This is a genomic window from Desulfoplanes formicivorans, from assembly GCF_001748225.1.
In the GTDB taxonomy this organism is placed as follows: domain Bacteria; phylum Desulfobacterota; class Desulfovibrionia; order Desulfovibrionales; family Desulfomicrobiaceae; genus Desulfoplanes; species Desulfoplanes formicivorans.
Map to the genome: position 1 here is coordinate 586,816 of NZ_BDFE01000015.1, position 26,380 is coordinate 613,195.

A 26,380-nucleotide genomic window follows, 5' to 3' on the forward strand; every position below is an offset into this window, starting at 1 on the left:
CACGTGCAGAAAGGGTATGTGAAGCCATGTCTCCCTGCCGTTCACCTGTTGCAAAGAACCGTTGACCGGAGTTGCAACATTGCCTGCAAGGGGGACAATGGCAGAAAATTCAATCAGAACAGGGAGATCCCTGGTGGAGATAGTACTGTTTCTGTGGGTGATGATTTCAGTTCTGTTGCATGCTGATTGGGCTTGGGATGTTGTGAATTAATTCATCATGTTGACTGAAAACTCCATTTGCGCCCACACGGTTGCCTGATAATGAGAAAACTGTCTGGTCGGTGACCAGCTGGACGCTGACGTCATTTGACGGTATTTCCCACTCGCAAAGAGAGGGCTTATGAGCGATCATACTTTTGAACCGCGCATTGCGGCTTTTTTGTGCAATTGGTGTTCGTACGGGGCCGCCGACCTGGCCGGGGTCGGTCGGATGGCCTATCCGGCCAATATCCGGATCATCCGCATTCCCTGCACCGGGAGCATGAAACCCGACTATATCCTGCAGGCCTTTCGTCGGGGTGTGGACGGGGTCTGGGTTTCGGGCTGACATCCGGGCGAGTGTCACTATATCAGTGGCAACCTCTACGCCAGGCGGCGGTTCGCCGTCTTCAAAAATCTTCTGGAATACATCGGACTTGAACCCGGGCGTGTGCACTTTTCCTGGATTTCCTCGGCAGAATCCAACAAATTTCAGCAAACCGCCCAGGAAGTTGTGGAGGCTGTTCGTGCGCTCGGGCCGAATACCCGGCTCATCAAGGATATCAGGACGGCGGGATGATGCGAGAAAGAGAATTGAAAATCCGTGAGACTGCCCGTGAATTGCTCACCAAGGGTACGGTGGATTGTGTTCTCGGTTACGAGGCCGGAACCATTCCCCTGCGCGCCCGACCCGTGTTCATCTCCCGCCCGGAAGACGTGGACCGTCTTTGCTGGACGGGTTTTTGTACCGGGAATCTGGCCAAGTATCTCATGGGCAGAAAGGACAAGGTCGCCATTGTGGCCCAGGGGTGTGTCAGCCGGAACATCGTGGGCTTGATTCAGGAGGGCCAGGTGGACCGGGAGCGCATCGTGGTCATTGGTGTTCCCTGCCTGGGTATGCTGGATTACCGGAAAATCCAGGCCAGGCTCCCGGGGAAAGTGATTGAGAGCGTGGACGAAGAGGGGGAAAATATTCTGGTCAAGGGACCGGGTTTTTCCCAGGAAATCCCCAGAAATTTTGTCAAGCGGGACAATTGCACCACCTGCATGCACAGAAACCCGGTCATTGCGGACATTCTGGCTGCCGACAAGGTGGAAGAGACCGCAGGAGGTAACCTGGACAAGGTGGCCACCCCCTGGGAATCCTTTGATGCGGCCAAAAAATGGGACATGTTTTCCCAAACCTTTGCTTCGTGCATCCGCTGTTATGCCTGCCGGGATGTCTGTCCCCTGTGTTATTGCAAGGTCTGTTTCGTGGATGAAGCCTCGCCCCAGTGGTGCGGCAAGACCCTGGAATCCGCGGATGTGGCCACCTTTCATCTTTTGCGGGCCTTTCACTGCGCAGGACGGTGCACGGATTGCGGGGCCTGCGAGTCGGTCTGTCCCATGCAGATCAAGATGCGCCGGTTGACCAGCAAGATTGAAAAGGACATCCGGGATCTCTATGGGTATGAGCCCGGCATGGATGTGGATGCCAAGCCGCCCATGACCGTTTTCCAGCCGGACGATCCCGAAGATTTCATCAGCTGAACCCAGCCTTCTCCAAGGACGATAGCGCCCATGACAGTCAAGATACTTCCCAAAACACAGATCCCGACCTTCCTGGAAACCCTGCAACAAGACCGGGATGTGCATGCCCCGGTAATGCGGGATAACGCCCTGGTCTGGGCCCGGGTGGAAAATGCGGATGACCTGGTGTTTGATTTTCAGAACACGGATCTCTCGCCCAAATCCTTTTTTTTCCCCCAGGACGAATGCATGATGCGTTTTACCCCTGCAGGTGAAGAGGAAGGCCACGCAGCCCGGGGAAGGATGCTCAAGGATGTGGACCGGATGGGCCGGGAGCAGGTTCTCTTCAACATCCGTCCCTGTGATGCCCGGGCCTTTGCCCTGCTTGACCGGATTTTTTGCCAGGATGCCATGACCCATGACGTGTACTGGGCGGACAAGCGGGTCAAGACCATTCTCATCGGCCTGGCCTGCAATGATCCCTGTTCCACCTGTTTTTGTACCTCCATGCAGTGCGGACCCCACCACCAGGAAGGGCTTGATCTCCTCATGACTGATCTGGGTGATCGTCTGGTGGTCCACGTTGTGAGCGACAGGGGAGAACCCCTGGTCCGTGACCTGGACCCTGCCAATGAGGACGATGCGGCCCGGGCAGAGGAACTCAAGGGTACGGCCGAGGCGTCCCTGCAGCCACAATGGTCCACAGAACATCTGGCCACGGCCAATGTGCTCTCCCTGTTCAATGCGCCTTTTTGGGATGAGGTGGCTGCATCCTGCCTCAATTGCGGGGCATGCACCTTCTGCTGTCCCACCTGCCATTGTTTCGACATTCAGGACGAGGTTCAGGGCGACGAGGGACGCCGCATCCGCGTGTGGGACAGCTGCATGAGCTGGCTGTTTACCCAGCACGCCTCCGGTCATAATCCCAGGCCCACCAAAACGGACCGGGTCAGGCAACGGTTCATGCACAAATTTTCCTATATCCCGGTACGCCGTGACGGAGCCCTTGGCTGCGTGGGATGTGGCCGGTGCGTCCGCCTTTGCCCGGTGAATATCGATGTGCGCGAGGTTGTTCGGTTGATGGATGCGTGGGCCGCGTCAACAAAAGAATAATAGAGTGCACAGTACGCAGTGCGCAGTATACAGGAGTGCACAGTACGCAGTGCGCAGAACGCAGGAGTGCGCACTGCGCAAAATGTCCTTCATGTAGGACTTTGTATCAACATAATCATTATATTGTCTTGCGCACCATGACAATTTTCATGCTTGTAATCTAAAATCCTTTTCGGACTCTTATGCACAATCCCTATCTTCCCTATCCCGTTCGTATCGACAAGGTCGTTGTAGAGACCGAGGACCGGCAATTGCGGTCCTACTGGTTCGAGTTCGTCCATGAGGAGCATGCTCAGGCCTTTCGTCATTTTCCCGGTCAGTTCGCTGAATTGAGCATTGCCGGATATGGCGAGATCCCCATTGGTATTGCTTCAAGCCCCACCGAAGGGAACAAGCTGCTGTTCACGGTGAACCGGGCGGGCAAGGTGACCACCCGGCTGCACAACATGGGCGAAGGCGAGATCATGGGCATTCGCGGTCCCCTGGGCAACAGCTATCCCCTTGAGGAAAACAGGGGCAAGAATATCGTCATTGTTGCCGGGGGGTTTGCCGTAACCACCCTGCGGGCCACCATGCACTGGCTTCTGCATCCCGACAATCGCAAGGATTACGGGACCATTGATTTTATCTACGGAGCCAGAACTCCGGGCATGCTCTTGTACCGGGACGAGCTCAAACAATGGCAGGAACGCGACGATGTTCGCTGTCACATCACCATCGACCGGGAGGCCGAGGGGTGGGACGGATTGGTGGGTTTTGTGCCCACCATTGCCGAGCAGGCCGAGCCCAGACCGGACAATGCCATCGCCCTTATTTGCGGCCCTCCCATCATGATCAAGTTCACCCAGCCGGTGTTCGACAAGATGGGCTGGAACGGGGACCAGATTTTCATGAGTCTGGAAAACCGCATGAAATGCGGCATCGGCATTTGCGGGCGGTGCAATGTGGGCCCTTATTACGTGTGCAAGGACGGACCGGTTTTTTCCAAGACCCAGCTGGACGGGTTGCCCCAGGATTATTGACGGGGTCGCACCGGATTGCGTCCGGAAGATCGTTTTTTCCCGTTACGCACAATAACCACGCTTAAGAGAATACTCATGCATGTACACTGGTTCCAGCACGTTCCTTTTGAAGGTTTGGGGAGCATTGGCCCATGGCTTGAGGCCCGGGATTGCAAGGTGAGCAGGACCCGTTTTTTTGCCAAAGAGACCCCGCCCCTTCCGGAGGAGATGGATGCCCTCATTGTCATGGGAGGGCCCATGAGCGTGAACGATGAGGATCGCTTCCCTTGGCTTGTGCAGGAAAAACAATGCGTGCGCGAGTTCATGAAAACGGGCAAGCCGGTCCTGGGCATCTGCCTGGGTGCCCAGCTCATTGCCTCGGCCCTGGGTGCCCGTGTCTATCCCCATTCGTTCAAGGAGATAGGGTGGTTTCCCCTTCAGGGACAAAAGGATCCTGAGCCCGGCTGTTTTGCCTTTCCCCCTTCAACCACGGTGTTCCATTGGCACGGTGAAACCTTTGATCTTCCCCCGGGGGCCAGGCGTCTTGCATCCAGTGAAGGCTGTCTCAACCAGGCCTTTCAGGTGGGAACCTCCATCATGGGTTTGCAATGTCACCTTGAAACCACGCCTGAGTCGGCCCGGGACCTTGTTGCCCATTGCCGGGATGAACTGGTTGCTGCCAGGTATGTGCAGATGGAGCAGGAAATCCTTCGGGCCGAGCCAGGGTGCTATAAAACCATCAATCGACTGATGGACGACGTGCTCGGGTTTCTGCTGAAAATCAGATGAGCACGGCTTGCATTGGGAAGCCCGTGTCGTTTGTGCCGATTTTTCCGGTACCTTGTTGCTGATTGTTCTGTCCGGCAGGCATGTTGAACCGGAAACACAAGGGCCCACGTGGCCTGTTTTCCCCAAGGATGCAGGCAGGACGCCTTCATGATCATGAACCCGGGACACCTGTCCATGGTGCCCCGGGTTCAAGGTTGCGAGTTGCAATCCCATTGCGTGGTGTGCCCGTGGATGTTTTCAGCCTGAAAGGGGCATCCAGGAATCTTTATGGGTTGGTCATTCCGGGCAGGGCAGACTGTCCATGACCGGGGCCAGGGCCGAAGCCGTCCAGTGGATCATTTCACCGAGATTTTTCATGTTGGCCAGGCCTTCAGTATCGTTTTGCACGTCGCCCTTGTCCAGGCCATAGCCCATGTTCCAGTAGGTGGAACCGGGCACGATCATGCGCGACATCTGGTACATGTGATTGATGGTGTCAAAGACGTGGGTGGCTCCGCCCCGGCGAACAGCAACAACCGCCGCTCCGATCTTTCCGGCGAACAGTCCGCCATTGACATGGGCCACCAGTCCGGCCCGGTCGATGAGGGACTTGATGTCCGAGGCAACGCCGGCAAAATAGGTGGGGGAACCCATGATGATGGCGTCGGCCCGTAGCATCTTCTGGATGCACTCATTGACCATGTCATCCTTGACCGCACAGCGCTTGTCCTTATTCTTGACGCATTTGTAGCAGGCAATGCACCCGCCAAGGCGCTTGCCGCCCACCTGTACCACTTCTGTCTCCCATCCCCTGGCGTGCAGGGGGGCCAGAACCCCGTCCAGCAGCTGCCGGGTATTTCCCTTTTTCCTCGGGCTTCCGTTAAAGGCTACTGCGTACATGGATCGCTCCTTGTGCTTAATGGTTTCATGGATTCTCTTTCCATGCCACATGGCGCGTTTGGGAACAAGTACGGACATAAAGTATAGTGGATGAACCATGACCTCTTCAAATGACAATCGCATTGCCCCATGCAAGGTCAAAACCTTGGGCAAGCGTTCGTATCGGTGCTATTTCGAGTTGACCCTGTCCATCATTGGCGGAAAATGGAAGCCGATCATCCTGTATCATCTGGGTATTCGGAAGGTCCTTCGTTTCGGTCAGCTCAGGCGGACCATGCCCGAGATCACCGAGAGAATGCTCACCCGTCAGCTGCGCGAGCTGGAGTCCGATGGCATGGTCCGGCGGACCGTGTACCCTACGTCACCGCCTCGTGTGGAATATTCTCTGACCGGGATGGGAACGACCATCCTTCCTCTTTTGCATGCCATGCGCGCCTGGGGCGTGGCCTGCGAGCGCCAGCTGGGCGGGGAAGGTCTTTTTCCTCCCGAGGATGGATATGAAGATCCCGACCAGCTCCCTTGCTGATGCTCAACGTGGGTGCATAGCCATGAAACCCTGGAGGTTATCATGATTCTTGGTGTGGAAGGAAGCCCCCGGACAAAAGGCAATTCCGAAAAGATGCTTGCCGCCATTCTGGCCGGAGCCCGGCAAGGGGGACAGACCTGTGTTGATGTGCATCTTCGCGATTGCCGGTACGAGCCCTGCGTGGGGTGCGAACGTTGTCGCAAGGACAAGATCTGCACCCGGTTTCAGGACGCCATGACCTTGATCTATCTCCGGCTGCAGAAGGCCAGGGGGCTGGTTCTGGTTTCTCCGGTGAACAACTACAATATTACCGCCTGGATGAAGGCCTTTATTGATCGGTTGTACTGTTTTTACCAGTTCGAGGACACCCGTCCCCGTGGCTGGTCCAGCCGGTTGGCTGGCCAGGGAAGAAAGGCTGTGATCGCGGCCATTGGCGAGCAGGAACATCCGCAAGACCTGGGGATTGCCCTGGAGGCCATGCGTCTGCCCCTGGAAGCCCTGGGCTATGAAATCGTGGCCGAGATGCCTGTGCTCGGACTTTTTGACCGGGGAGCCATTGGTGGTCACCAGGACATTCTGGACAGGGCCCATGAGGCCGGAGGTCAGTTGGCCAAAAGCCTGTAACAGGTTTCTTTTTTTCAGCAAATGATCCCCTTGTCGTTGCGTGCGGCAAGGGGATTTTGTTTGGGATCAACCGTCAGTCAGGTTTGCTGTTGCCATGCGTGGTGTGGACCTGAAGTTTTTTGGGGCAGGGTCATTTGACTCAGGCGATTTTTCGTATATAAACATTTTGCGTTCAAAATATTTGACGCCAATTATTTCACCCAAATTATCTTGGTCCAAGGAGCGAATCACCCCCATGGCAAATCAATACGCAGCAAGTATTCTTCAGTCATTGCGCAGGATCATCCGATCCATAGACCAGCATAACAAGCAGCTTGGCAAAAAATATCAGATGACCATCCCCCAGCTGGTCTGCCTGCGCCAGCTGGCCAGCCAGGATGGTCAGGTGACCACCGGGAATCTGGCCAAACAGGTGTATCTGAGTCAGGCAACGGTCACAGGTATTCTGGATCGCCTGGAGCGCAAGGGACTTATCATGCGGCAGCGAAGCACCCTTGATCGCCGGCAGGTTTTTGTTTCCCTGACCGAGGCCGGGATCAAACTCAATGAAGAGATGCCCTGGCCCCTGCAGGAACGGTTTGCCCAGAGCCTGGCCTCACTTTCCTCTGACAAGCAGGAACAGTTTGATACCATGCTGCAGCATCTGGTCGAAATGATGGAGGCCCCCCAGGGGGCCATGTGGCCTTACGGGGATCGGGAATCCATGCCCCGGGACGCCCATGCGGGCTGCTCGTCAGGAAAGGATTCTGACGGCATTGATACGGAGCGGGAGGAAGGCTTTTGAAAAGGAGAACAGGATGGACAAAATACGTGTAGAAAATCTTTACAAGATATTCGGCCCCAATCCGGCCAAGGGCATGAAGCTTTTGTCCCAGGGATTGGACAAGAACGCCGTGCTTGAAAAAACAGGAATGACCGTTGGAGTGGACAACGCCAGTTTTTCCATCAAGGCCGGAGAAATCTTTGTCATCATGGGGCTGTCCGGATCGGGCAAGTCCACATTGGTGCGCATGCTCAACCGGCTCATCGAACCAACCTCCGGCAAGGTTTTTGTGGACGACCAGGAGATCACGGCCATGAGCCCCAAGGAACTGGTTGCCTTCAGGCTTCGCAACATGAGCATGGTTTTTCAGTCCTTTGCCCTCATGCCCCATCAGACCGTACTGGAAAATACCGCTTTTGGTTTGGAACTTGCCGGAGTGGACAAGGCACATCGGCATGAACGGGCCATGCAGGCCCTGGAACAGGTTGGTCTGGCCGGGTGGGAAGATGCCTATCCCCCCCAGCTCAGCGGAGGAATGCAGCAGCGGGTCGGATTGGCCAGGGGGCTGGCCGTTGATCCGGAAATCCTGCTCATGGACGAGGCCTTTTCTGCCCTGGATCCCCTGAACCGAACCGAGATGCAGGATGAACTGCTCAGTCTTCAGGAAGAACAGCAGCGCACCATTGTGTTCATCTCCCATGATCTGGACGAGGCCCTGCGCATTGGCGACCGCATCGCCATCATGGAAGGCGGGCAGATCATTCAGGTGGGCATTCCCGAAGAGATCCTCCAGAATCCGGCCGACGATTATGTCCGGGCCTTTTTCAGAGGGGTTGATCCCACCAATGTCCTTTCGGCCGGGGATATATACAGGGACAGTTATCCCACCATCATCCGGACCAAAAAGGGCAGTGTCCGGACCGCCCATGAAATTTTGAGTGGCAGTGAACGGGATTATGGGTATATTCTGGATGCCAAACGGCGGTTTTTGGGCATTGTTTCCACGGACACCCTCAACGATGCCCTGGAAGCAGGAGCAACGACCCTGGATCAGGCCTTTATTCCGGGTACCCGTTCCGTGGAGACCTCCATGTCCATGCAGGATATCCTGCCCATTGTGGCTTCAAACCTCTGGCCCGTCCCGGTGGTCGACGAGCAGGGACGGTACAAGGGCGTGGTTTCAAGAACCCGTTTTTTGCGCACCCTGCACCGTACGGAAAAGACCCGCAATGGCCACGACCAGAAACCGGAGGCATCCTCATGAGTTCCTGTGTCTCCATAGCCACTCTCAACAGAAAGCCAACCGGCAGGAACGCCATGCAGGAGGAAATGATATATGTTTGAAGAAAGTGTAATTCCCTTGGATATGTGGGTGTCCCGTTTTGTGGACATGCTCGTGAACGACTATCGGGATATCTTCCAGGCCATGAAAGTACCCGTGGAGTATCTGCTCAACCATCTGGATGGTGGTCTCAATGCGCTGCATCCCCTGATCGTCATTGCGGTGCTCGCCCTGGCCGCATGGAAATTTTCCGGCATCAGGCTGGCCCTTTTTGCCGTGGTCTCCATGGTCTTTATCGGCCTGCTCGGATTGTGGGAAGATTCTATGACCACCCTGGCCATGGTTTTGGCCTCGGTGATTCTGTGTACCCTCTTGGGTATGCCTCTGGGGATCCTGGCCGGTCGCTCGGACAGGTTCGAGGCAGGTATTCGTCCCGTTCTGGACGCCATGCAGACCACCCCGGCCTTTGTGTATCTGGTGCCCATTGTCATGCTCTTTTCCGTGGGCAACGTGGCGGGTGTGCTGGCAACAATCATTTTTGCCCTGCCGCCCATCATCCGGCTGACCAGTCTGGGGATCCGCCAGGTCCATCCTGAACTGGTGGAGGCGTCCCAGGCTTTTGGCGCCACCAAGTGGCAGGTGCTGCGCAAGGTGCAGATTCCCCTGGCCATGCCCACCATTCTGGCAGGACTCAACCAGACCATCATGATGGCCCTTTCCATGGTGGTCATTGCCGCCCTTATCGGGGCTGGCGGACTGGGATCACCCGTGGTCCTCGGTCTCAACACCCTGGACATCGGGCGCGCTGTTGTGGGTGGTCTGGCCATTGTGCTTCTGGCCATTCTTCTCGACCGGATCACCCAGTCCATGGCCCAGCAATAAGTTGACACGAACCATCAACCATAGAGGAGACGAACATGAATATGCGAAAGATATTTCTGTCTCTGGCGATTCTGCTGTTGGCGGCACCATCCGTCCATGCTTTGAACATGCAACCCGGCAAGGGAGTGACTGTCCAGCCAGCCCGGGCTACTTGGAATACCGGCTTCTTTCAGGAAGCCCTGGTCCGCAGGGGACTGGAAGAGCTTGGTTACAAGGTCAAGCGTCCCCGGGATTTGCAAAATCCCCTTTTCTACAAATCCGTCTACCTCGGGGATGTGGATTACTGGACCAACGGGTGGTTTCCCATCCATTACAGCCAGATGCCCAAGAATTTTTTTGAAAAGGCCGATCTGTACGGCTATGTGGTCAAGTCGGGCGGGTTGCAGGGGTATCTTGTCTCCAAACGCGAGGCCGACAAGTTCGGCATTACCTCGCTTGCCGATTTCAAGCGGCCCGAGGTCAAAAAGGCCTTTGACAGGGACGGAGACGGCAAGGCGGAACTGACCGCCTGCCCTCCGGGTTGGGGATGTGAAAAGACCATTGATCACCATCTCAAGGTGTACGGGCTCAAAAACGACATCAAGCCCATCAAGGCCTCCTATGAAGCGGGCATGGCCTCGGCCCTTGGTCAGTACAAGAGTGGCGGCCCCGCTTTTTTCTATACATGGGCCCCCAACTGGACCGTGTTCAAGTTCAAACCCGGCAAGGACGTTGTCTGGATCAATGTGCCTGAAATCAACCCAACGGAAAATCAGAAGAATTCCGTGGAAAAGCTCACTGTCTCCGGTGTTGAGGGCGCGGTCACCGATCCCGTCAAACTGGGATTCATTGTGGCGGATATTCGCATTGTGGCCAACAAGCGCTTTGTGGAGGCCAATCCGGCCATCAAGAAATTCTTCGAGGTGTTCACCCTGTCTTTGGCGGATATCAACGAACAGAATACCCGCATGAACGAGGGAGAAAAATCTGCCAGGGATATTGCCCGGCATGTGGACCAATGGATTGCCAAGAACAGAACCACCTGGAACAGCTGGCTTGATGAGGCAAGAAAGGCCGCTGAATAATATCTGTCTGCCACCCTGGCAACGCAAAAGGCCGGCCCTTGAGGTCGGCCTTTTGCGTTGCGTCCGGGACATGGCAGGCCGTGCTGCTCAGGGAGGATATGCCGGTCTGCGACTTTCTGGATGAACAGGAATCGTTGACAAGAGGGGGCAGGGGATTCATAGCCTCCTCTTTTACATTAAGCTAGGATGAGGGTGCGTTTTTCCTCCTGGCGTATCCGCCACCCAAGGAGTTTCATGTCCGGTTTTGCGTTTTCATCTTCCCGTGTCGTGTTGGGTTATGGTTTTGCCTTGGCCGCAACCGTGATCTGGTCCGGCAACTTCATTGTTGCCCGGGGACTGGCCGATGCCTTTCCTCCTGTTTCCATTGCTTTTTTCCGTTGGCTCATTGCCTCGGTGGTACTGCTTCCCTTTGGCCTGCCTGCGCTCATCAGGCAAAGGGCCGAGGTGTGGGCAAACATGCCTCACCTTGTGGGCAGCGCCTTTTTGGGCATTACCCTGTTCAACACTCTGATCTACATTGCCGGCCAGCATACCACGGCCATGAATCTTTCCCTGATCGCGGTATTCTCACCGGTATTCATCATCATTCTGGCCCGGATATGGATGCATGATCCCATCACGCCCCAGCGGCTCCTGGGGGTGTTTCTGGCCGTGCTCGGGGTTGTCATCCTGACGACTTCGGGCCATCTCAGGGTTCTTGCCCGGTTGACCTTCAACCCCGGGGATGTGCTCATGCTTGCGGCCACTGCCGTGTTTGCGGTCTATTCCATCCTGCTCCGTCGAAAACCGCGCGATATCGAGCCCACTGTCTACCTGACGGCAACCTTCCTCCTCGGTCTGGTCATGCTGGTCCCCTGGGCTGCATGGGAGTGGATGCACCATCCACTGGCCATGCCCGGTCCCGCGGTTCTCGGCTCCCTTTGTTTTGTGGGCATTGGGCCGGCCCTTGTGGCCTATGTCTGCTGGACAAAAGCGGTGGCTGCAGTCGGTCCGGTCAAGGCGGGGATCGTGTACTACGCGCTGCCCTTGTTCAGCGGGATCGAGGCCTGGATGATTCTGGGAGAATCCATGACCTGGATCCATGTCCTGGCCGGAGGGACGATCATCGCCGGGATCGTCACGGCCACCGTGGAAAGGGCGCAAAAATGAGAACGGGGTCGCCTTTATGGACCGGCGGGATGAGGTGGCGGGGCGGCCAGGCGCCGTGCAACGTGTTCATGCAGTGCGCACAGAACGATTGGGGCATGTGGGGAAACGAGGCTCGCTGATTCTTGGGCAATGCCCGTATTATGGAGGGGTATACACGAATGACGCACAGTCGATGGATTACAATGTGGGCCCTGGGACTGATTTTCGGGGCAACAACCACTGCGTTGGGACTCATGTCTCCCCAATATTATGTAAGCAGATCCGAGCAGGCACGGATCAAGGCGATCTGTACGGTCGAACACGTGCATGTTCTTGACGCGGGAGAGTTTTTTACCACCAAGCGGGTCACCTTCAGGCGGACATACGGTGTGACAAAAGAGACGCCGCCCGTGTTCACGGGAATATGTCGGTCCATTGAAACGGATTTCCAAAAACGTCACGGCATGGTCGGCCCGGATCTGTATTTTTATCCTCGCAAGGGCGACCTGATCTATGTAACCATTACCGAGCCGGACGGGGAGATCACGTCTATGACCCCCATCACTCCGGGTCTTGAACATGCTCTGCGCACCGCACCTCAAACCATCCGGTACGGCATGAGCAGGGCCTTTGTCCGGAAATGAATGTGTCCGTGGTCATTGTAAGGCATTATCATTTTTTCCCTGCTGGAATGATGTGCAAGCGCAATATGGTCGTTCTGGCTGATTGATGTGCCTGGATGGTATGTAAATCAGCCTATTGGTGGGCATGCTTGGTTTGACGTGATGAACAGGGAGGTGGTGGCTGGCGCCTGTGTCATACAAAAAAAAGAGTTTGAGAGGAAAAAACACAAAGGCGTTGCAGAAAACATGGTACAGTGATATGGGGTGTCTTTATGTAGTGTTCGACAATTGATGGTTTGATTTCCATTCAACACGACAACCCCATGAGCCGTCATGCACCAACCCTCAGGAGATATGCAGGCCCCGGCCGCCTGTGAACCCATTTTTGTGGCCAGACAGCCCATTTTTACAAGCAACAGGGAACTGTGGGGATATGAGCTTCTTTTTCGGAATGGTCAGTCTCTTGATGTGGCTCGATGTCCGTCGTCGGAACTGGCCACCCATCAGGTCATTGCCGACGGCTATCAATTGGCTGTGCCGGGAATCGCCCCCGGGATCAAGGTGTGTATCAATTTTCCCCGGGATCTTCTTCTGGAAGAGCTGCCGTTGGCCCTGCCTCCGGAAACGTCGGTCATTGAAATTCTCGAGGACACCCGCGTTGACGATGAGCTGATGGAGCGGGTTCGGATGTTCAGGGAAAACGGGTACATCATTTCCCTGGATGATTTTGTGGGTCAGCCGCATCTGCAGCCACTGGTCCGACTTTCTGACGTCATCAAGGTGGATGTTCTGGCCATTGACCGCGATTCCCTGGAGGATCTTGTCCAGCGACTCAAGGTGCTTCCCTGCACCTTGCTGGCAGAAAAGGTCGAGACCATGGACATGTTTTTTGCCACCCAGAAGATGGGATTTGAGCTCTTTCAGGGCTTTTTTTTCAGCAGACCCGTGGTCATCCCCGGGTTCAAGCTCGCTTCCAGTCAGCTTTCCCGGGTAAAACTTCTGGCGGCCTTGAGCCAGGACGACTGGGAAATGAATCAGCTGGCTGATATTATCAAGGGAGACGTGGGCTTGAGCTATCGGCTGCTCCAGTTCATCAATTCCGCTCATTTCTGCTTTCCCAATGTCATTTCCTCCATTCTGGGGGCACTCAATCTTCTGGGGCGCCGCAAGGCCCTGCTCTGGCTGCGGGTCACCATTTTTGCCGATCTCGGCAGTTCCTGCGCAGCCAAGGAACTGATCTGGCTGTCCGTGTACCGTGCCCGCTTTCTGGAACTTATGGCCGAGGTGCAGCCAACCATCCTGCCCCCGGACGCCATGTTCATCATGGGCCTTTTTTCCTTTCTGGATGTCATGCTCAGGCAGCCCATGCCCGAACTCCTTGAGCGGGTTACCCTGGAAGACAAACTCAAGCAGGCGATTCTTGATCCCTTTGGAAGCGGGTGTGTATGGGTGCATTTTCTGCACGCCCTGGAGCACGCCAGATGGGAGGAATGCGATCAGCTTTTGCAACAGGCCGGTGTGGACGCTGCAACCGTGGCCCGCATCAGTGCCCATGCCCTTGCCTGGACCGGGGCCATGCTCGGGCATGACGGGCCTTCAGGCCCTGATCCGGAGGCTGTCTCCGAGTGATGCGTGGGCAAGGTTTGAAGGGATGGAGCATCTGAGGATGTGCCAGAGGGGATTCGGAACAGTCCGGGAGGTGGTGTCCTGTCGCGGGTGGTGTATCGGCAAGGTTGATCCCCGTGATGGCTCGGGGTACATGACGGCATGCACCAACCTCAACCATGGGAAATGCTCGTCATGTTCACTAACGACCAATTGCGTAAATATGCCCAGGTACTGACCTGGGGCCTTACCAAGGCCAGAATGGGGGCTTATGCCCAAGGGGACGTCATTCTGGTTCGCAGCGACATCAGCGGATTGCCCCTGACGCGGTATGTCATTGAAGAGGTTCTGGCCATGGGCTGCCATCCGGTGGTGCGCGTTAATGCCGATCCCGGATGCGAGCAGAGTTTCTTTGCCAATGCCGAGGACTTTCAGCTCACCTTCAAGACCCCGGGAGACAGGGAACTCTACGAAAGCCTAAACGGGTTGATCTCTATTATTTCGCCTGCCTCGCTCACGCATCTCAAGGATATCGATCCAGGCAAGATCGCTAGGTCCGCCGTAACCAGAAAATATCTGCGCGATATCCTGGATGAACGTGAAGCCAGGGGCGCGTTTGGATGGACCCTTTGTCTTATGCCCACACCGGCACTGGCAGAACATGCCGGTCTTGATGCCCGGACCTATGCTGATCAGATTGTCAAGGCAGTATATCTGGATGATGCCCGTCCCGTTGATCAGTGGGAAAGCATTTTTACCAAGGCGGAAAAGGTCAAGCAGTGGCTGAACAGCATGGACGTGGAGTATTATCATGTGCTCTCCAGACATGTTGACCTGCGGGTAACGCCTGGCAAGGATCGTCAATGGATAGGGGTTTCCGGGCACAACATCCCCAGCTTTGAGCTCTTTCTTTCTCCTGACTGGCGGGGGACCAACGGGATCTATTATGCGGATCAGCCCTCGTTTCGAAGCGGCAATCTGGTCAAGGGCGTTCAGTTGGAGTTCAAGGATGGTGAAGTCGTGGGGATCAGTGCCGAGCAAGGGGAGGATTTTGTCCGTAATCAGCTGCATATGGACGAAGGGGCCCGACGTCTCGGGGAATTTTCCCTCACGGACATCCGGTTTTCTCGTATCGACCATTTCATGGCCAACACCCTGTTTGATGAGAATTTTGGCGGTGAGCACGGTAATTGCCACGTGGCCGTGGGCGCGTCCTATGCGGATACCTATGCTGGCGATGTTGCCAAGTTGGATAAGCGGTTGAAGCAGGACCTCGGGTTCAATGATTCGGCCCTGCACTGGGATCTGGTCAATACCGAAGACAAGAAGGTCATCGCCCATCTTGGCGATGGAAGTGAGGTCCTTGTGTATGCTGAGGGCCGGTTTCAACTGGAAGGAGTGTAAGGCCGAGAAGCAACAACGTGTAATTCGCTAGTTCGCTTGATCAACCGCTTGTTCATGACAAAAAGGCTTGCTTCACCTCTGAAGCAAGCCTTTTTGTTGTTGGAAGGATTATCAACTTCCTTGCGTCTTAGCTGGTTTTGAGCCGGGCAATGGTTGCTTCCAGGGTGGTCGCCATTTGGGCCAGTCCTGCAACGGCCTGGTCGGCTTCTTCCATGCTTCGGGCAGTTTCGTCAGCGATTTGGCTGATATCGTTGGTGCTTTGGGCGACTTCTTCACTTGCTGCAGACTGCTCTTCAGCTGCCGTGGCAATGCTATGGACCTGTTCGGATGTTTTTTCAATAATAGAGACTACTTCCTTAATTGAAAGGCCCGTGCGCTTGGCTGTGGCTACACTTTGTTCAATGGCGGCGACTGCTTGCTGGGTGGCATCAACATTGGTTTGTACGCCGCCGCGGATGGCATTGATGGATGTGCCGACATCCTTGGTGGCCTGCATGGTTTTTTCTGCCAGTTTACGCACTTCATCGGCCACCACGGCAAAGCCACGACCTGCTTCGCCCGCCCGTGCGGCCTCAATGGCCGCATTGAGGGCCAAAAGGTTGGTTTGGTCGGCAATATCGTTGATAACTTCGATAATCTGTCCGATGGCTCGGGCATCCTTTCCAAGAGATGTCATTGAGTTGTTGAGATGCAGGATCTGGTCGCGAATGGACTCCATTTGGGCCGCTGATTCGAGAACGTCGCGCTCACCCTGGCGGGATTGCTCCATGCTTTTTTCTGCTGCTAAGGCGGCGTCAGATGCATTGCGAGCTACCTCCATGACCGAGGCGTTCATCTCTTCCATGGCCGTTGCCGTGCTGTCTGTCCTCTTTTGTTGGGTTTTCGCACCCTTGGTGACTTGGTCGATCTGGGCCGAGAGCTGGGTCACGGAACTTGCAAGCTGTTCGGTCAAGGTGTGTGCTTCGTGGGCAACTTCGCTGATGGCGTTGTTCTGGGCCTCGATGATACTTTGCTGAGCCCTTATTTCCGTGAGGTCAAACCAGGTGGAGACCGCACCAATGAGCTGATCATCCAGATCTCTGATGGGAGCAGCCGTGATGGAGACGGTCAAGGGTTTGCCATCTTGTCGGGTATGGGATTTTTCTTGTTCCAGGGTTGTATTTTTTTGCAAGGCCTCTGAGGCAAGGGTTGCCTTGTGGCTGTCCCCGTGGACCAGTTCGCCGCTGGGGCGTCCCAGCAATTCCTGTGGTGATTCGGTAACACCCAAAAGATCGAGCATCTGTTGATTGACAAAGGTCAGCCGGTTGTCTTTGTCCACAACCGCGCAGGGAAAATGCAGGCCATGAAGAACTCCTTGGGCGAATCCGAGACGATTCTTGATCTGCCCAACCATGGATTTGACTCCTTCAATGGTCAGCCCGATGGCATCCTTGGCCCCGTAGGAAATGGATGCCTGGAAATTACCCGAAGCAACCTCCTGGGAGTACTTGGCCAACCGATCCAGGGGACGCAACATGACCTTGGTCACGAACCATAAAATGAGCACCCCGCTTAAAACGGCCACAATGCCCGTAATCAAGGAGCTCGTGAAGATGTGCTGATCCATGCCCAAAAGCAGTGATTTTTCACTGGCAAAGGAGGCTATGTGCCAGTCCCATGGGGCAAAATAATCCAGGCTGGCCAGTTGGCGGATGCCGTTTCGGGTAAAGGTGACGGCTTTGGTGGAGGTTTTTTTGATGGCCTTGCCCAGGGCCAGGGAGTCCAGAGGCTTGCCCTGGAATTGGGGATCAGGATGATAAATAATGGTGTTTTGGGAATCAAAGGCCACCAATTTGCCATCACCCACCTTGAGGTGGTTCAACGCGTTTCGCATGGTGGGAGAAAGGAGTTTTTTCCCCACAAAGAGGACCGCCACAATATTGTCTTCAAAATCAAGGATGGGTTTGTAGGCGGTCAGATACCAGTCATCAACAACAAAGGCCTTGCCCAGAAAGGTTTTGCCCTGCATGACTGTTTGGTAAACCGGACTTGATGAAGGAATATAGGTTCCGCTGGCCCGTTTTCCCTGGGCAGTCGTGACACTGGTGGAGACCCGCAGCAATTTTCCCGGCAGGACCTGAAAAATGGTGGCGACAGCACCGGTGGATTCTTTAATTTTGTCAACCAGCTCGGTGTCATAGTGCAAATTAATTACGGAAAGGCGCATGGGGGGGATGGTCACCTTTTCCTGTTCGTTGGTTAGCTGATTGGTGATGGTCATGGTTGAGGAGGCCTTTGCATCCACGGTAAGGTAGCCCATGTCACTGATGGCCTTCTCAAAAAAGGTCAGGTCGGACTTTAACGAATTGGTAATGATTTCGTGTTGCATGGTCAGGATATCCTTGACCGTGGCAGAATTGTTGGCCAGATCGGCCTGGGCCAAGGAGGTGAGGGACGTCTTGACCTGAATGAAGGTCACAAGGCCCATGACCATAACGATAACGGCGATCAGCAGGGCAAAGGCGGAAGAGAGCTTGGCCTGAAAGGAGAGAGGTTTGGACGTTAGCATGCATGCACCTCGCTGGCTTGGAAGGGGTGTGGTGGGAGGATTCGGGGAAGCCTGTTTGCGATCAAGGTCCCGTAAGAAGGGGCGAATCCTCGTTGCGCAAAAAAAGCATGAAGTGAGGGGATCCAAAAAAGATAAGGACTTAAACATGCAAGCTTAAGTCCTTTATTTGTCATTAACTGGTGCCGAGGGACAGAATCGAACTGCCGACACGGGGATTTTCAGTCCCCTGCTCTACCGACTGAGCTACCTCGGCACCGCGAACGACAGGAACGGTGTTTATAGAAACCCCGGGTGGTTGGCAAGCATTTTTTTGCGGATCATGGCAAATTTATTTTAAAGATCATTGATCCCGGTCGAGAATGTTTTTGGTCCACAGGTACAAGCCTCCAGCCAGGGTCATGAACAGGAGGCTCATGAACCAGGAACTGTCACTGAACAAGAGGTTGTACAGACCCAGAATGGCCATGAGGCTGCAGGCTCCGGCCAAAACGTATTTGATGATTTGTTGTTCACTCATTGTGGTGTGACTCCTTGTCGCTGGTCCTGGACGCGAGCACGGCTTCGATGGCGGCAAGCCGCGTCTGCGTCATTTCCAGGAGGTGTTTGGCATACACCATGGTGTTGTGGGTATTGCTGGCTGTTTGTCGGGCGTACCTCCAGATGAAAAACGGGGCGATAACCAGGCAAAGAACCACCAGGGTGCCCATGGCGCCAAGGAGAAACCAGAACAGGGCGAACCAGTTCCAGGTCCCGCCCGGAAAGAAAAACGTTTCCAGCATACTCACCTTGCTGCTGCATGTTCAAAAAAGAACATAATCTATAACAGCGAGACGGGCAACAATCAATAGGCGGATGCAGCGGGCAGAGCACTTTGGATTATTCCCGGGGTTCGTCCCTGGGGCCCCTAGGCCGGTCTTCTCGGATCAGTTCGGGCAGCATCTTGAGCAGATCAAGGGGGATGGGCAGAATGGTTGCTGCTTTGCTTTCAGCGGCCATCTCTCGCATGGTCTGCAGATATCTGAGCTGCAGGGCCTGGGGTTTGGCGCTGATGATCTCGGCTGCCTGGGCAAGCTTGTCCGCCGCCTGGAATTCGCCTTCGGCATTGATGACCTTGGCCCGCCGTTCGCGTTCGGCCTCGGCCTGTTTGGCCATGGCCCGTTGCATCTCCTGGGGCAGGTCTATGTGTTTGAGTTCAACCGTGGAAATCTTGACCCCCCAGGCATCGGTCTGTTCGTCCAGAATGACCTGGATCTTGGTGTTGATCTTGTCGCGATGGGCAAGAATCTCGTCAAGTTCGACCGCACCGCACACGCTGCGCAGGGTTGTCTGAGCCAGCTGGGAGGTGGCGAAATGCACATCCTCCACCTCAAGGACCGCTTTTTGGGGGTCAACCACCCGATAATAGACCACCGCGTTGACCTTGATGCTCACGTTGTCCTTGGTGATCACGTCCTGGTGGGGAACATCCAGGGTGATGATGCGCAGACTCATGCGGATCATGCGGTCGATCACCGGAATGAGGATGATCAGGCCGGGGCCTTTGGTCTTGATGACCCGGCCGAGACGGAAGATCACGCCCCGTTCGTACTCGTTGAGTACCTTGAGGGCGGAAAACAGGAACAAGACAATGATGGCAATGATCGGAGCAAGGGTGAGCATGGTGTGCCTCCGTTGGATGGATGTAAGCCGGAAATCGGGCCTTTTGTCATGGTTATACGGTTTGGGTGGGTGGTGATGCGGGATCAATGTCCAGAACGAGTCCGTCGGCCCGGGTGACCAGAACCTTGTCGCCCGGGACAAGAGGATAGGGAACGCTGGTCCTGGCCGACCATCGTTCGCCCCGTACCTTGATCTGGCCGCGGTTTTTTTCCCAGATGAGCACCTCGCCTGATTGGCCCACAAGGGCTGCAAGACCCATGGCCTTGGGGCGTGTGTGGGCCTTGGCCACCAGCAGGAGAACGGCCACGAACAGGGCCCCGATACCGGCAATGGATGCGATGATAATGCGAAGGGGCAATGCTGTCAGCCCGTATTCGAAATCAAAGAGGATCAGGGAGCCAATGGTCAGGGAGGCCATGCCGGCCAAGGTCAGCAGCCCGTAGCTGACCACCTTGAGCTCGATGACAAACAGGATCAACCCCAAAAGGATGAGCAGCACGCCGGCCGGGGTAGTGGGCAAAATGGACAGGGCGTACATGCCAAGGAGCAGACACAGGGTGCCGAAGACCCCGGGAAAGATGGCACCGGGATTGGACAGTTCAAAAAAGAGTCCGGCAATGCCCCCGAGAAACAGGAGATAGGCAATGCTCGGATTGAGCAGCCAGGCAAGGAGCTTGTACTTCAGGCCAGGTTCAAACGATGTCATCCGGACCTGGGTGTGGTCAAAAAGGAGCGTGTCCTCGCCCTGTTCGATTCCTCGGGAGCCCAGCTGATCCAGAAAATCTTCCACGGTCGGGGCCAGAAATTCCACGACCCGGTGTTGCACGGCCTCGTGGGCCGTGATGCTTGCGCTCTCGGTGACCGCCTTCTCATACCAGGCCATGTTCCGGTTCCTGGCCGTGACCACGCCACGCAGCAGACTGATGATGTCGTTTTGAATCTTTCTGGCCATGGTCTCGGGCATCTCCTTGCCGCTCATGCCCACGGGTGATGCCGCCCCGATGGAGGTTTGCGGTGCCATGGCGGCGTAGTCCGAAGCCGCCACCAGAAAGACTCCGGCCGATGCGGCCCTGGCTCCTGCGGGCCCGACCCATATGGCAACGGGAACGGGCGCGTTGAGGATGGATGTGACCATGGACCGCATGGACGTGCCCAGTCCTCCGGGGGTGTCCAGCCGGATCAGGACAAGATCCGCCGCCATGGTTTGGCTCTGGCTCAGGCAATTTGCAAGCAGTTCTTCCTGGGCGGGACCAAGGGGCGTTTCAAGTTGGAGATAGAGGCAGGACACAGCAGGAAGGGGAGCGGCCGACAATGATCCGGGGCACCAGAACGGTGCGAGCAGGTAGACAAGCAGCACCAGTTTGAAAGGCTGACAGACCATGGCAAAACCTCCTCAAAAGCGGATGCGAGGCCGGTGGGACAGAAGTGATCGTACTCGTATGAGGAACAAGTGTACCCTGCTCCGCAAAAGAGGGCAAGGACAAGGCGTGAAAAAAGACTACATGGGCATGGGAGCATAGCCCTTGAGGATTTTCCAGGCAATGGTCTTGAGCTCGCGATTGTCCGGAAGCATGGCGTTCAGGCTGGGGAAACATTGTACCAGGGCCTGGGTGTATGGGGACGTGGAGCGCTGCAGGGTGGCCGGATCCTTGTCCGGCACCAGGACACGGCATGCCTGCTCGCCAAAGCAGAATACGTAAACCGGCGTGACGGCCTGGACGCCAAAGGTGAAAAGATCAAGATCCGCCACAACCGTATCCCCCTGCAGCCGGGACAGGGGCCAGAAAACCGATGACCGGGCCGGCCAGTGTAACGCATGCAGCATGTTCTTGATCAAGGTCTGTCGGGCCTTGTTGGGGGTCGGGCCGAGGTCCACGGGCAGATCCCAATAGGTCCACAGGGAAAAGGCCGGAACGGGCAACCGGGAAAAATAGGCGCGCAACTCTGGGGGAAGCTGGGGAGTCCTGGATGAAGGGACCGGTCTGGACGACCCGGGCCTGGATGTGGAGGCCGAGCCGTGGGCGCTTTTGTTGGCGAGAGGGGCAGAGGTCTTCTTGCGGGGTGCGGTAGGTGTGGGCGTCACCGCCCCGGGCTGTGACTTCCGCGTGGGTTGGGGTGGATTGGCACGCGGCAGGGGCGCGGGGGATGACTCCATGGCCCGCTTGACCGTTTGGGGATCGGTCAGGATGGCGCGCAGGCCGCTTGCATGCCACAGATGCATGGTCAGGGACAGGTCGATCCCGCTTACATCCAATCCCAGATCCTCCAGGCAATGTCGATTTTGGGCCGGTTGAGCATGTGTTCGGATTGGCCCTGGCTGTCCAGCAAAAGCACGGAATTGTTCCACCGGGCAAATCCTGTTTCATCCGAGTCGATGCGGTTGGCAGCGATCAGATCCAGGTTTTTGGCCGTGAGCTTGGCTTTGGCCGTGGTCTGAAGGTCGACCTCGGCCTCGGCTGCAAATCCGATCAGCCGTTGGTCGGGTCGTTTGTGCTCGCCCATGGTTTTCAGAATATCCGGATTGCGGGTAAAGGTGACGCACAAGCCTTCCGGGCATTCGTCTTTTTTGAGTTTGCCCCGTCCATGGGGAACAGGGGAAAAATCCGCCACCGCCGCGGTGCAGCAGCCCATGTCCATATCCGGCCACAGGTCCATGCATGCGTCAAACATCTCCCTGGCCGTGTTCACCCCGATGGTGTCCACGCCCGGTGGAAAGGTCAGATTGACCGGGCCATGGACCACGGTAACCCGGGCATGGCGCAGCCATGCGGCCATGGCCAGGGACCAGCCCATCTTGCCGGAAGAGGGGTTGGACCAGAATCTGACCTTGTCGAAATGTTCCCGTGTCGGCCCCAGGGTGATCAGGATTTTTTGTCCGGTCAGATCGTGGGGAGCCAGGGCCTTCAATGTTGCCAGATAGATATCTGCGGTTTCGGCCAGTCGTCCCTGGCCCGAATCACCGCAGGCCACGTCTCCCGAGCAGGGAGGAACTCCGATGATGCCGCGGGACAGCAGGGTTTCCCAATTGGCCCTTGTGGCCGGATTGCGCCACATCCTCGGGTTCATGCACGGGGCAATGATCAGGGGGCCGTCAAAGGCCAGAGCCTGGGTGGACAGCATGTCGTCGGCCAGGCCATGGGCCAGTTTGGCCAGCATGCTGGCCGTTGCCGGGGCGATGACCATGGCCTGGGCCACCTGGCCCGGTTCGAGGTGTCCGTAGGGGGCCAGCCGGTCCTGGAACAGGTCACCATAAACCGGATCGGCCCCCAGAGATGCAAAGGAAAGATCAGTTACAAATCTGGAGGCCGCATGGGTCAGGGTCGCCCCGGCCGTCAGGCCGGTTTTCACGAACAGCCGAAGCAGGTCCAGCCCCTTGTACGCGGCAATGCTGCCGGTCACGCCGAGGTGAACCCTTTTTCCGGCAAAAACAGGGAGACGCAGAGGGATCATGGTTATTCGCTCAGGTTGCGTTCCACGCTCGTTGAGGCACTGGAGGGTTTGCGTTCGTTGACCCAGATCTGCAGGCCGGTCTTGAAGGACCCGTCGGTGATGGAGATGATGCAATCCTTGTTGGGCTTTTCAAAACCGATGATATACCGCCCGTACTTGAAGGAACTGGTCGTTTGCCAGCCGTCCTTGGGCATGGAGTTGACAAAGAAATCGAACAGGGAAACCGCATCAACGCGTCCTTCAAAGGACATCATGCCAGCCTTGAGGTTGGGGCTTTCAAAGACCAGGGATTTTTTGCTGTCGATCTCCATTTCCCGGGGCACAAGAACATCATCAAAATCATAATAGGAATCGACATCCTCCGGGTTGACCTGCTGGGACTGGGTGGGGGTTGCAGGATTTTGCGTGGCGGTCTTGTCACTTCCCCCCATGCCGGCACATCCCATTCCAAACATTCCAAAAAGCATCAGGATCACAAGAAGTCTTTTCATGGCTTCACCTTCCTCCAGTGAAGAAATAAGAGGTTTTGCAGGCTATGCTGCCCATCGTGTCCTCTCGGGACAAACGGAATTGAGAAGAGAACCATTCTCGGCAGAGATGTCAAGAAAAACGGTTCGGGATTGATGGTTGCGGCCCTGGCAACATGGTTTCGCCCATTCTGTCCCAGGGCCCTGCATTGTGAGTGCTTGGGGGCGAGATGGGTGCCTGCTTCCGGCCGGTCACCCTTGTCCCGGAGTGTGCAAGAGATGGGTGGAAGGCAGGAATATGATGATTTTGTTCACCCCCGGAGGGACAAGGCCAGGGCCAGGGCGGTTGTCAATTTGATTTGTTCCCGGTTGCCCCGGCGCACATGCCGGGCCAGAAGACGGCCCAGATTGCCCGTCAGGGTGGATATCAGCCCGATGCCCGAGAGCATGACCACGACACCCAGGAGCCTGCCCGCAGGGGAAAGGGGAACAATATCCCCGTAGCCGACCGTGGTAATGGTCACCGCCGACCACCACAGGGCCTCGAACAGGTTCCGGTCCTGCTCCTGGAATTCAATGCCATAAAACAGGAGGGAACTCAGGATCAACACAACACCCGTGGCCAGGAGCAGCTTGGCAAGGGGGGATTTAATCCAGTTCCTGCTCTTTTTCATCGTTTTCGATGCTCTGCTGGATTTTGACCAGTTCCTCGAATCGGATGTCAGCCCCGAGAATGGCCCGGATTTCGTCTTCCTGGTCGCTTACGGGCGTGGACACGGTCAGACAGAGTTTGCCCGAGAGATAGGAACGGTAGAAGTCCGTGACACAGAACTTGCCGCTGCTCATGGGCCCCTTGAACCAGTCCCGGCCGGAAAAGTCGTGATCCGGGCCAAGCTTGCTTCTGTAGAGCTCCTGGTCCTCGGGATGGGCGACCTGCCAGGTGATGGGGAATCCCTTGGTGTCGATGAGATAGAGGTACTGGATGAACGGATATTCTTCCAGAAAAGCGGTCATGTGCTGGGCCGCCACGTCCCGGTCCAGGGAGGTGATGGCCGGGCTCTGGGCGAGCTTGGTGACGATCTTGGTGGCAATGGATTGGGCCAGCTTCTTGAGATGGTCAAAACTCGAGGAGAACAGCTCGGGCATGAACCTGGCCACAATAGCGTGCATTTCGTCATAGGAGAACTTGGTTGTTCTCCCTCGGGCGTAGGATTCCATGATCCGCTTGTAGATTTTGCCCACGGCCGGATGGCGTTTGTCCACCTTGCGGGTGCCTTCCAGATTCAGGGCCGTGTTGATCCAGTAGGCGATTCCGGCCTTGCCCGATTTGTCGGTGATGGTGATGGGAACGGGTTTGTTGAGGATGTGCTTGGTGTCGAATATGTTGTAGATCTCTTCGTTCTTGAGCAAGCCGTCCACGTGGATGCCCGCGCTGGTGGTGTTGAAATCGCGGCCCACAAAGGGGTAGTTGTGGGGGATGGCGTAGTCGAGTTCGCGGGAAAAATACGAGCCGATTTCGGAAATGGTCTGGGTGATGGCGGCATCGTCGTCACCGGTCAGGGAAATGTACTCGATGATCAGGGCCTCAATGGGGGCATTGCCGGTCCGTTCGCCAAAACCGAGCAGGGTGCCGTTGGCCCCGGAGCAGCCATAGATCCATGCGGTCGTGGTATTGATGAGGGCCTTGTGAAAATCGTTGTGTCCGTGCCATTCCAGCCATTCCCCGGGAACCGAGGCCTCGTCCGTAAACGCCCGGACGATCTTGCCCACGCTGCGGGGCAGGGCCGCACCCGGGTAGGGAACGCCGAAACCCATGGTGTCGCAGAGCCTGATTTTCACGGGGATGCCGCTTTGACGTGACAGGCTCATGAGCTGGCGGGCAAAGGGGATGCAGAATCCGTAGATATCCGCCCGGGTGATATCCTCAAAATGGCACCGGGGGCGGATGCCATCGGCCAGGGCCTGTTCCACCACCGTGAGGTAGTCGCGCATGGCGGTTTTGCGGTCCTTGCCCAGCTTCATGTAGATGTGGTAGTCCGAGACCGAGGTGAGCATGCCCGTTTCCTTGATCCCCATGGACTTGACCAGTTTGAGATCCTCGGTGTTGGCCCGTATCCAGGCCGTCACTTCGGGAAAGCGGTAGTCCTTGGACTGGCAGAGCTCCACGGCACGCTTGTCCTTGTCCGAGTACAGGAAGAATTCACTTTGACGGATCAGCCCGCTGTGTCCTCCCAGTTTGTGGAGCAGATCAAAGATGTCCCCCATCTGTTTGACCGTGTACGGGGGCCGTGCCTGCTGGCCGTCCCTGAAGGTCGTGTCCGTGATGAACAGTTCCTTGGGAAAACGGGGAAGCACAAAATTGTCGTCAAAGGGCATCCGACCGATTTTTTTGTACGGATAGATGGAACGGTACAATTCCGGCTTGTCGCGATTGATCAAGTCGTGGTCCAGACGGGCCGGGTTGAAGTGAAGGCCGTTTTTCAGCATGGTTGCTCCCAAACGTTGTGGTTGCGACAACTTTCTGGCTGCCCGGGTGGCAGGCGTTTTTAGGTAAACAAGACACGACGCCTTTGCTCGTATTGGATCAGAAACCAAGTGGTTTCTGGGATACGGCTTGTGTGGAAACTGTTTCCGGAAGGGGCATGCATCATCATGATGACGAGTCTGTTTGGACCGGCAACAAGGGGTCGTGTATGTCCGAAATCATGTCAAGCCGTCTTGAGGGTTCCGTGAAGACGGCTTGATATTCATTGTCAGACACTCGCTCTCTCCTGGCGACAGCATGTCCCTTTTTACCTCAAGTTCCTTAAGCAGACATGGTCACTTGAGGCCGCCCACAAAAAAACGCCCCGGCAAGCTGGGGCGT

At 56.1% G+C, this 26,380-nt stretch carries 26 protein-coding genes and 1 tRNA gene; 15 read left to right on the forward strand and 12 right to left on the reverse strand.

The features are described from left to right. Positions 1-340: 340 nt before the first annotated feature. From DPF_RS14285 to DPF_RS07435, 5 genes are all read left to right on the forward strand, one after another. Positions 341-778, forward strand: coding sequence for a hydrogenase iron-sulfur subunit (locus DPF_RS14285; RefSeq protein WP_176724200.1), 438 nt, complete (start codon positions 341-343; stop codon positions 776-778). Then, positions 775-1,728 carry a 4Fe-4S dicluster domain-containing protein gene (locus DPF_RS07420; RefSeq protein WP_218069968.1) on the forward strand — a complete coding sequence of 318 codons (954 nt, stop codon included), beginning with the start codon at positions 775-777 and terminating at the stop codon, positions 1,726-1,728. Before DPF_RS14285 ends, DPF_RS07420 begins: the two co-directional genes overlap by 4 nt. A 30-nt stretch (positions 1,729-1,758) precedes the next feature. Continuing rightward, positions 1,759-2,820: a 4Fe-4S dicluster domain-containing protein gene (locus tag DPF_RS07425; RefSeq protein ID WP_069858516.1), complete on the forward strand. Its 1,062-nt coding sequence runs from the start codon at positions 1,759-1,761 to the stop codon at positions 2,818-2,820. A 182-nt stretch (positions 2,821-3,002) separates the two neighbouring features. Continuing rightward, complete coding sequence (locus DPF_RS07430; RefSeq protein ID WP_069858518.1) at positions 3,003-3,842, forward strand: FAD/NAD(P)-binding protein; 840 nt, start codon at positions 3,003-3,005, stop codon at positions 3,840-3,842. A gap of 75 nt (positions 3,843-3,917) precedes the next feature. Beyond that, positions 3,918-4,610 carry a type 1 glutamine amidotransferase gene (locus DPF_RS07435; protein ID WP_069858520.1) on the forward strand — a complete coding sequence of 231 codons (693 nt, stop codon included), beginning with the start codon at positions 3,918-3,920 and terminating at the stop codon, positions 4,608-4,610. A gap of 276 nt (positions 4,611-4,886) precedes the next feature. On the opposite strand, the gene DPF_RS07440 is transcribed toward DPF_RS07435, so the two are convergent. Beyond that, positions 4,887-5,489, reverse strand: a complete 603-nt coding sequence (locus DPF_RS07440; RefSeq protein ID WP_069858522.1) for a flavodoxin family protein — start codon at positions 5,487-5,489, stop codon at positions 4,887-4,889. 97 nt (positions 5,490-5,586) lie between these two features. On the opposite strand from DPF_RS07440, the gene DPF_RS07445 reads away from it, so the two are divergent. From DPF_RS07445 to DPF_RS07490, 10 genes are all read left to right on the forward strand, one after another. Further along, positions 5,587-6,015: a winged helix-turn-helix transcriptional regulator gene (locus tag DPF_RS07445; protein WP_069858524.1), complete on the forward strand. Its 429-nt coding sequence runs from the start codon at positions 5,587-5,589 to the stop codon at positions 6,013-6,015. Positions 6,016-6,057: 42 nt separating this feature from the next. Then, positions 6,058-6,639, forward strand: a complete 582-nt coding sequence (locus DPF_RS07450) for a flavodoxin family protein (protein WP_069858526.1) — start codon at positions 6,058-6,060, stop codon at positions 6,637-6,639. A 235-nt stretch (positions 6,640-6,874) separates the two neighbouring features. Continuing rightward, positions 6,875-7,423: a MarR family winged helix-turn-helix transcriptional regulator gene (locus DPF_RS07455; RefSeq protein WP_069858528.1), complete on the forward strand. Its 549-nt coding sequence runs from the start codon at positions 6,875-6,877 to the stop codon at positions 7,421-7,423. Positions 7,424-7,436: 13 nt separating this feature from the next. Continuing rightward, positions 7,437-8,666, forward strand: a complete 1,230-nt coding sequence (gene proV, locus DPF_RS07460) for a glycine betaine/L-proline ABC transporter ATP-binding protein ProV (protein ID WP_069858530.1) — start codon at positions 7,437-7,439, stop codon at positions 8,664-8,666. Positions 8,667-8,738: 72 nt separating this feature from the next. After that, a complete protein-coding gene (locus DPF_RS07465) occupies positions 8,739-9,566 on the forward strand; it encodes an ABC transporter permease (RefSeq protein ID WP_069858532.1) in 828 nt (275 codons plus the stop codon). A gap of 35 nt (positions 9,567-9,601) precedes the next feature. Continuing rightward, a complete protein-coding gene (gene proX, locus DPF_RS07470; protein ID WP_069858534.1) occupies positions 9,602-10,630 on the forward strand; it encodes a glycine betaine/L-proline ABC transporter substrate-binding protein ProX in 1,029 nt (342 codons plus the stop codon). Positions 10,631-10,864: 234 nt separating this feature from the next. After that, entirely contained in the window at positions 10,865-11,779 is a 915-nt protein-coding gene (locus DPF_RS07475) for a DMT family transporter (protein WP_069858536.1), read from the forward strand. A 158-nt stretch (positions 11,780-11,937) separates the two neighbouring features. Beyond that, entirely contained in the window at positions 11,938-12,402 is a 465-nt protein-coding gene (locus DPF_RS07480) for a hypothetical protein (RefSeq protein ID WP_141721085.1), read from the forward strand. Positions 12,403-12,714: 312 nt separating this feature from the next. Then, positions 12,715-14,010 carry an EAL and HDOD domain-containing protein gene (locus DPF_RS07485; protein WP_083254542.1) on the forward strand — a complete coding sequence of 432 codons (1,296 nt, stop codon included), beginning with the start codon at positions 12,715-12,717 and terminating at the stop codon, positions 14,008-14,010. A 171-nt stretch (positions 14,011-14,181) separates the two neighbouring features. Then, positions 14,182-15,390, forward strand: coding sequence for an aminopeptidase (locus tag DPF_RS07490; RefSeq protein ID WP_069858837.1), 1,209 nt, complete (start codon positions 14,182-14,184; stop codon positions 15,388-15,390). A gap of 127 nt (positions 15,391-15,517) precedes the next feature. Here the strand turns inward: DPF_RS07490 and DPF_RS07495 are convergent, their stop codons facing one another. From DPF_RS07495 to DPF_RS07540, 11 genes are all read right to left on the reverse strand, one after another. Beyond that, positions 15,518-17,938, reverse strand: coding sequence for a methyl-accepting chemotaxis protein (locus tag DPF_RS07495; RefSeq protein WP_069858542.1), 2,421 nt, complete (start codon positions 17,936-17,938; stop codon positions 15,518-15,520). 177 nt (positions 17,939-18,115) lie between these two features. Further along, a tRNA-Phe gene (locus DPF_RS07500) sits at positions 18,116-18,191 on the reverse strand. 87 nt (positions 18,192-18,278) lie between these two features. Continuing rightward, positions 18,279-18,455: a hypothetical protein gene (locus tag DPF_RS14045; protein ID WP_176724201.1), complete on the reverse strand. Its 177-nt coding sequence runs from the start codon at positions 18,453-18,455 to the stop codon at positions 18,279-18,281. Next, positions 18,448-18,717, reverse strand: a complete 270-nt coding sequence (locus DPF_RS07505; RefSeq protein WP_069858544.1) for a hypothetical protein — start codon at positions 18,715-18,717, stop codon at positions 18,448-18,450. The genes DPF_RS14045 and DPF_RS07505 overlap by 8 nt, the downstream gene beginning before the upstream one ends. A gap of 97 nt (positions 18,718-18,814) precedes the next feature. Then, positions 18,815-19,597, reverse strand: a complete 783-nt coding sequence (locus tag DPF_RS07510) for a slipin family protein (RefSeq protein ID WP_069858546.1) — start codon at positions 19,595-19,597, stop codon at positions 18,815-18,817. 52 nt (positions 19,598-19,649) lie between these two features. Continuing rightward, complete coding sequence (locus DPF_RS07515; RefSeq protein ID WP_083254544.1) at positions 19,650-20,978, reverse strand: NfeD family protein; 1,329 nt, start codon at positions 20,976-20,978, stop codon at positions 19,650-19,652. 117 nt (positions 20,979-21,095) lie between these two features. Further along, positions 21,096-21,851, reverse strand: a complete 756-nt coding sequence (locus DPF_RS07520) for a hypothetical protein (RefSeq protein WP_069858548.1) — start codon at positions 21,849-21,851, stop codon at positions 21,096-21,098. Then, positions 21,842-23,047 carry a bifunctional phosphopantothenoylcysteine decarboxylase/phosphopantothenate--cysteine ligase CoaBC gene (gene coaBC, locus DPF_RS07525; protein ID WP_069858550.1) on the reverse strand — a complete coding sequence of 402 codons (1,206 nt, stop codon included), beginning with the start codon at positions 23,045-23,047 and terminating at the stop codon, positions 21,842-21,844. The genes DPF_RS07520 and coaBC overlap by 10 nt, the downstream gene beginning before the upstream one ends. Positions 23,048-23,049: 2 nt before the next feature. Continuing rightward, positions 23,050-23,538, reverse strand: coding sequence for a hypothetical protein (locus DPF_RS07530; protein WP_069858552.1), 489 nt, complete (start codon positions 23,536-23,538; stop codon positions 23,050-23,052). 287 nt (positions 23,539-23,825) lie between these two features. Then, positions 23,826-24,188 (reverse strand): potassium channel family protein, encoded by a 363-nt coding sequence (locus DPF_RS07535; RefSeq protein WP_069858554.1) that lies wholly within the window; start codon positions 24,186-24,188, stop codon positions 23,826-23,828. Beyond that, positions 24,163-26,001 carry a triose-phosphate isomerase gene (locus DPF_RS07540; RefSeq protein ID WP_069858556.1) on the reverse strand — a complete coding sequence of 613 codons (1,839 nt, stop codon included), beginning with the start codon at positions 25,999-26,001 and terminating at the stop codon, positions 24,163-24,165. Before DPF_RS07540 ends, DPF_RS07535 begins: the two co-directional genes overlap by 26 nt. Positions 26,002-26,380: the final 379 nt, after the last annotated feature.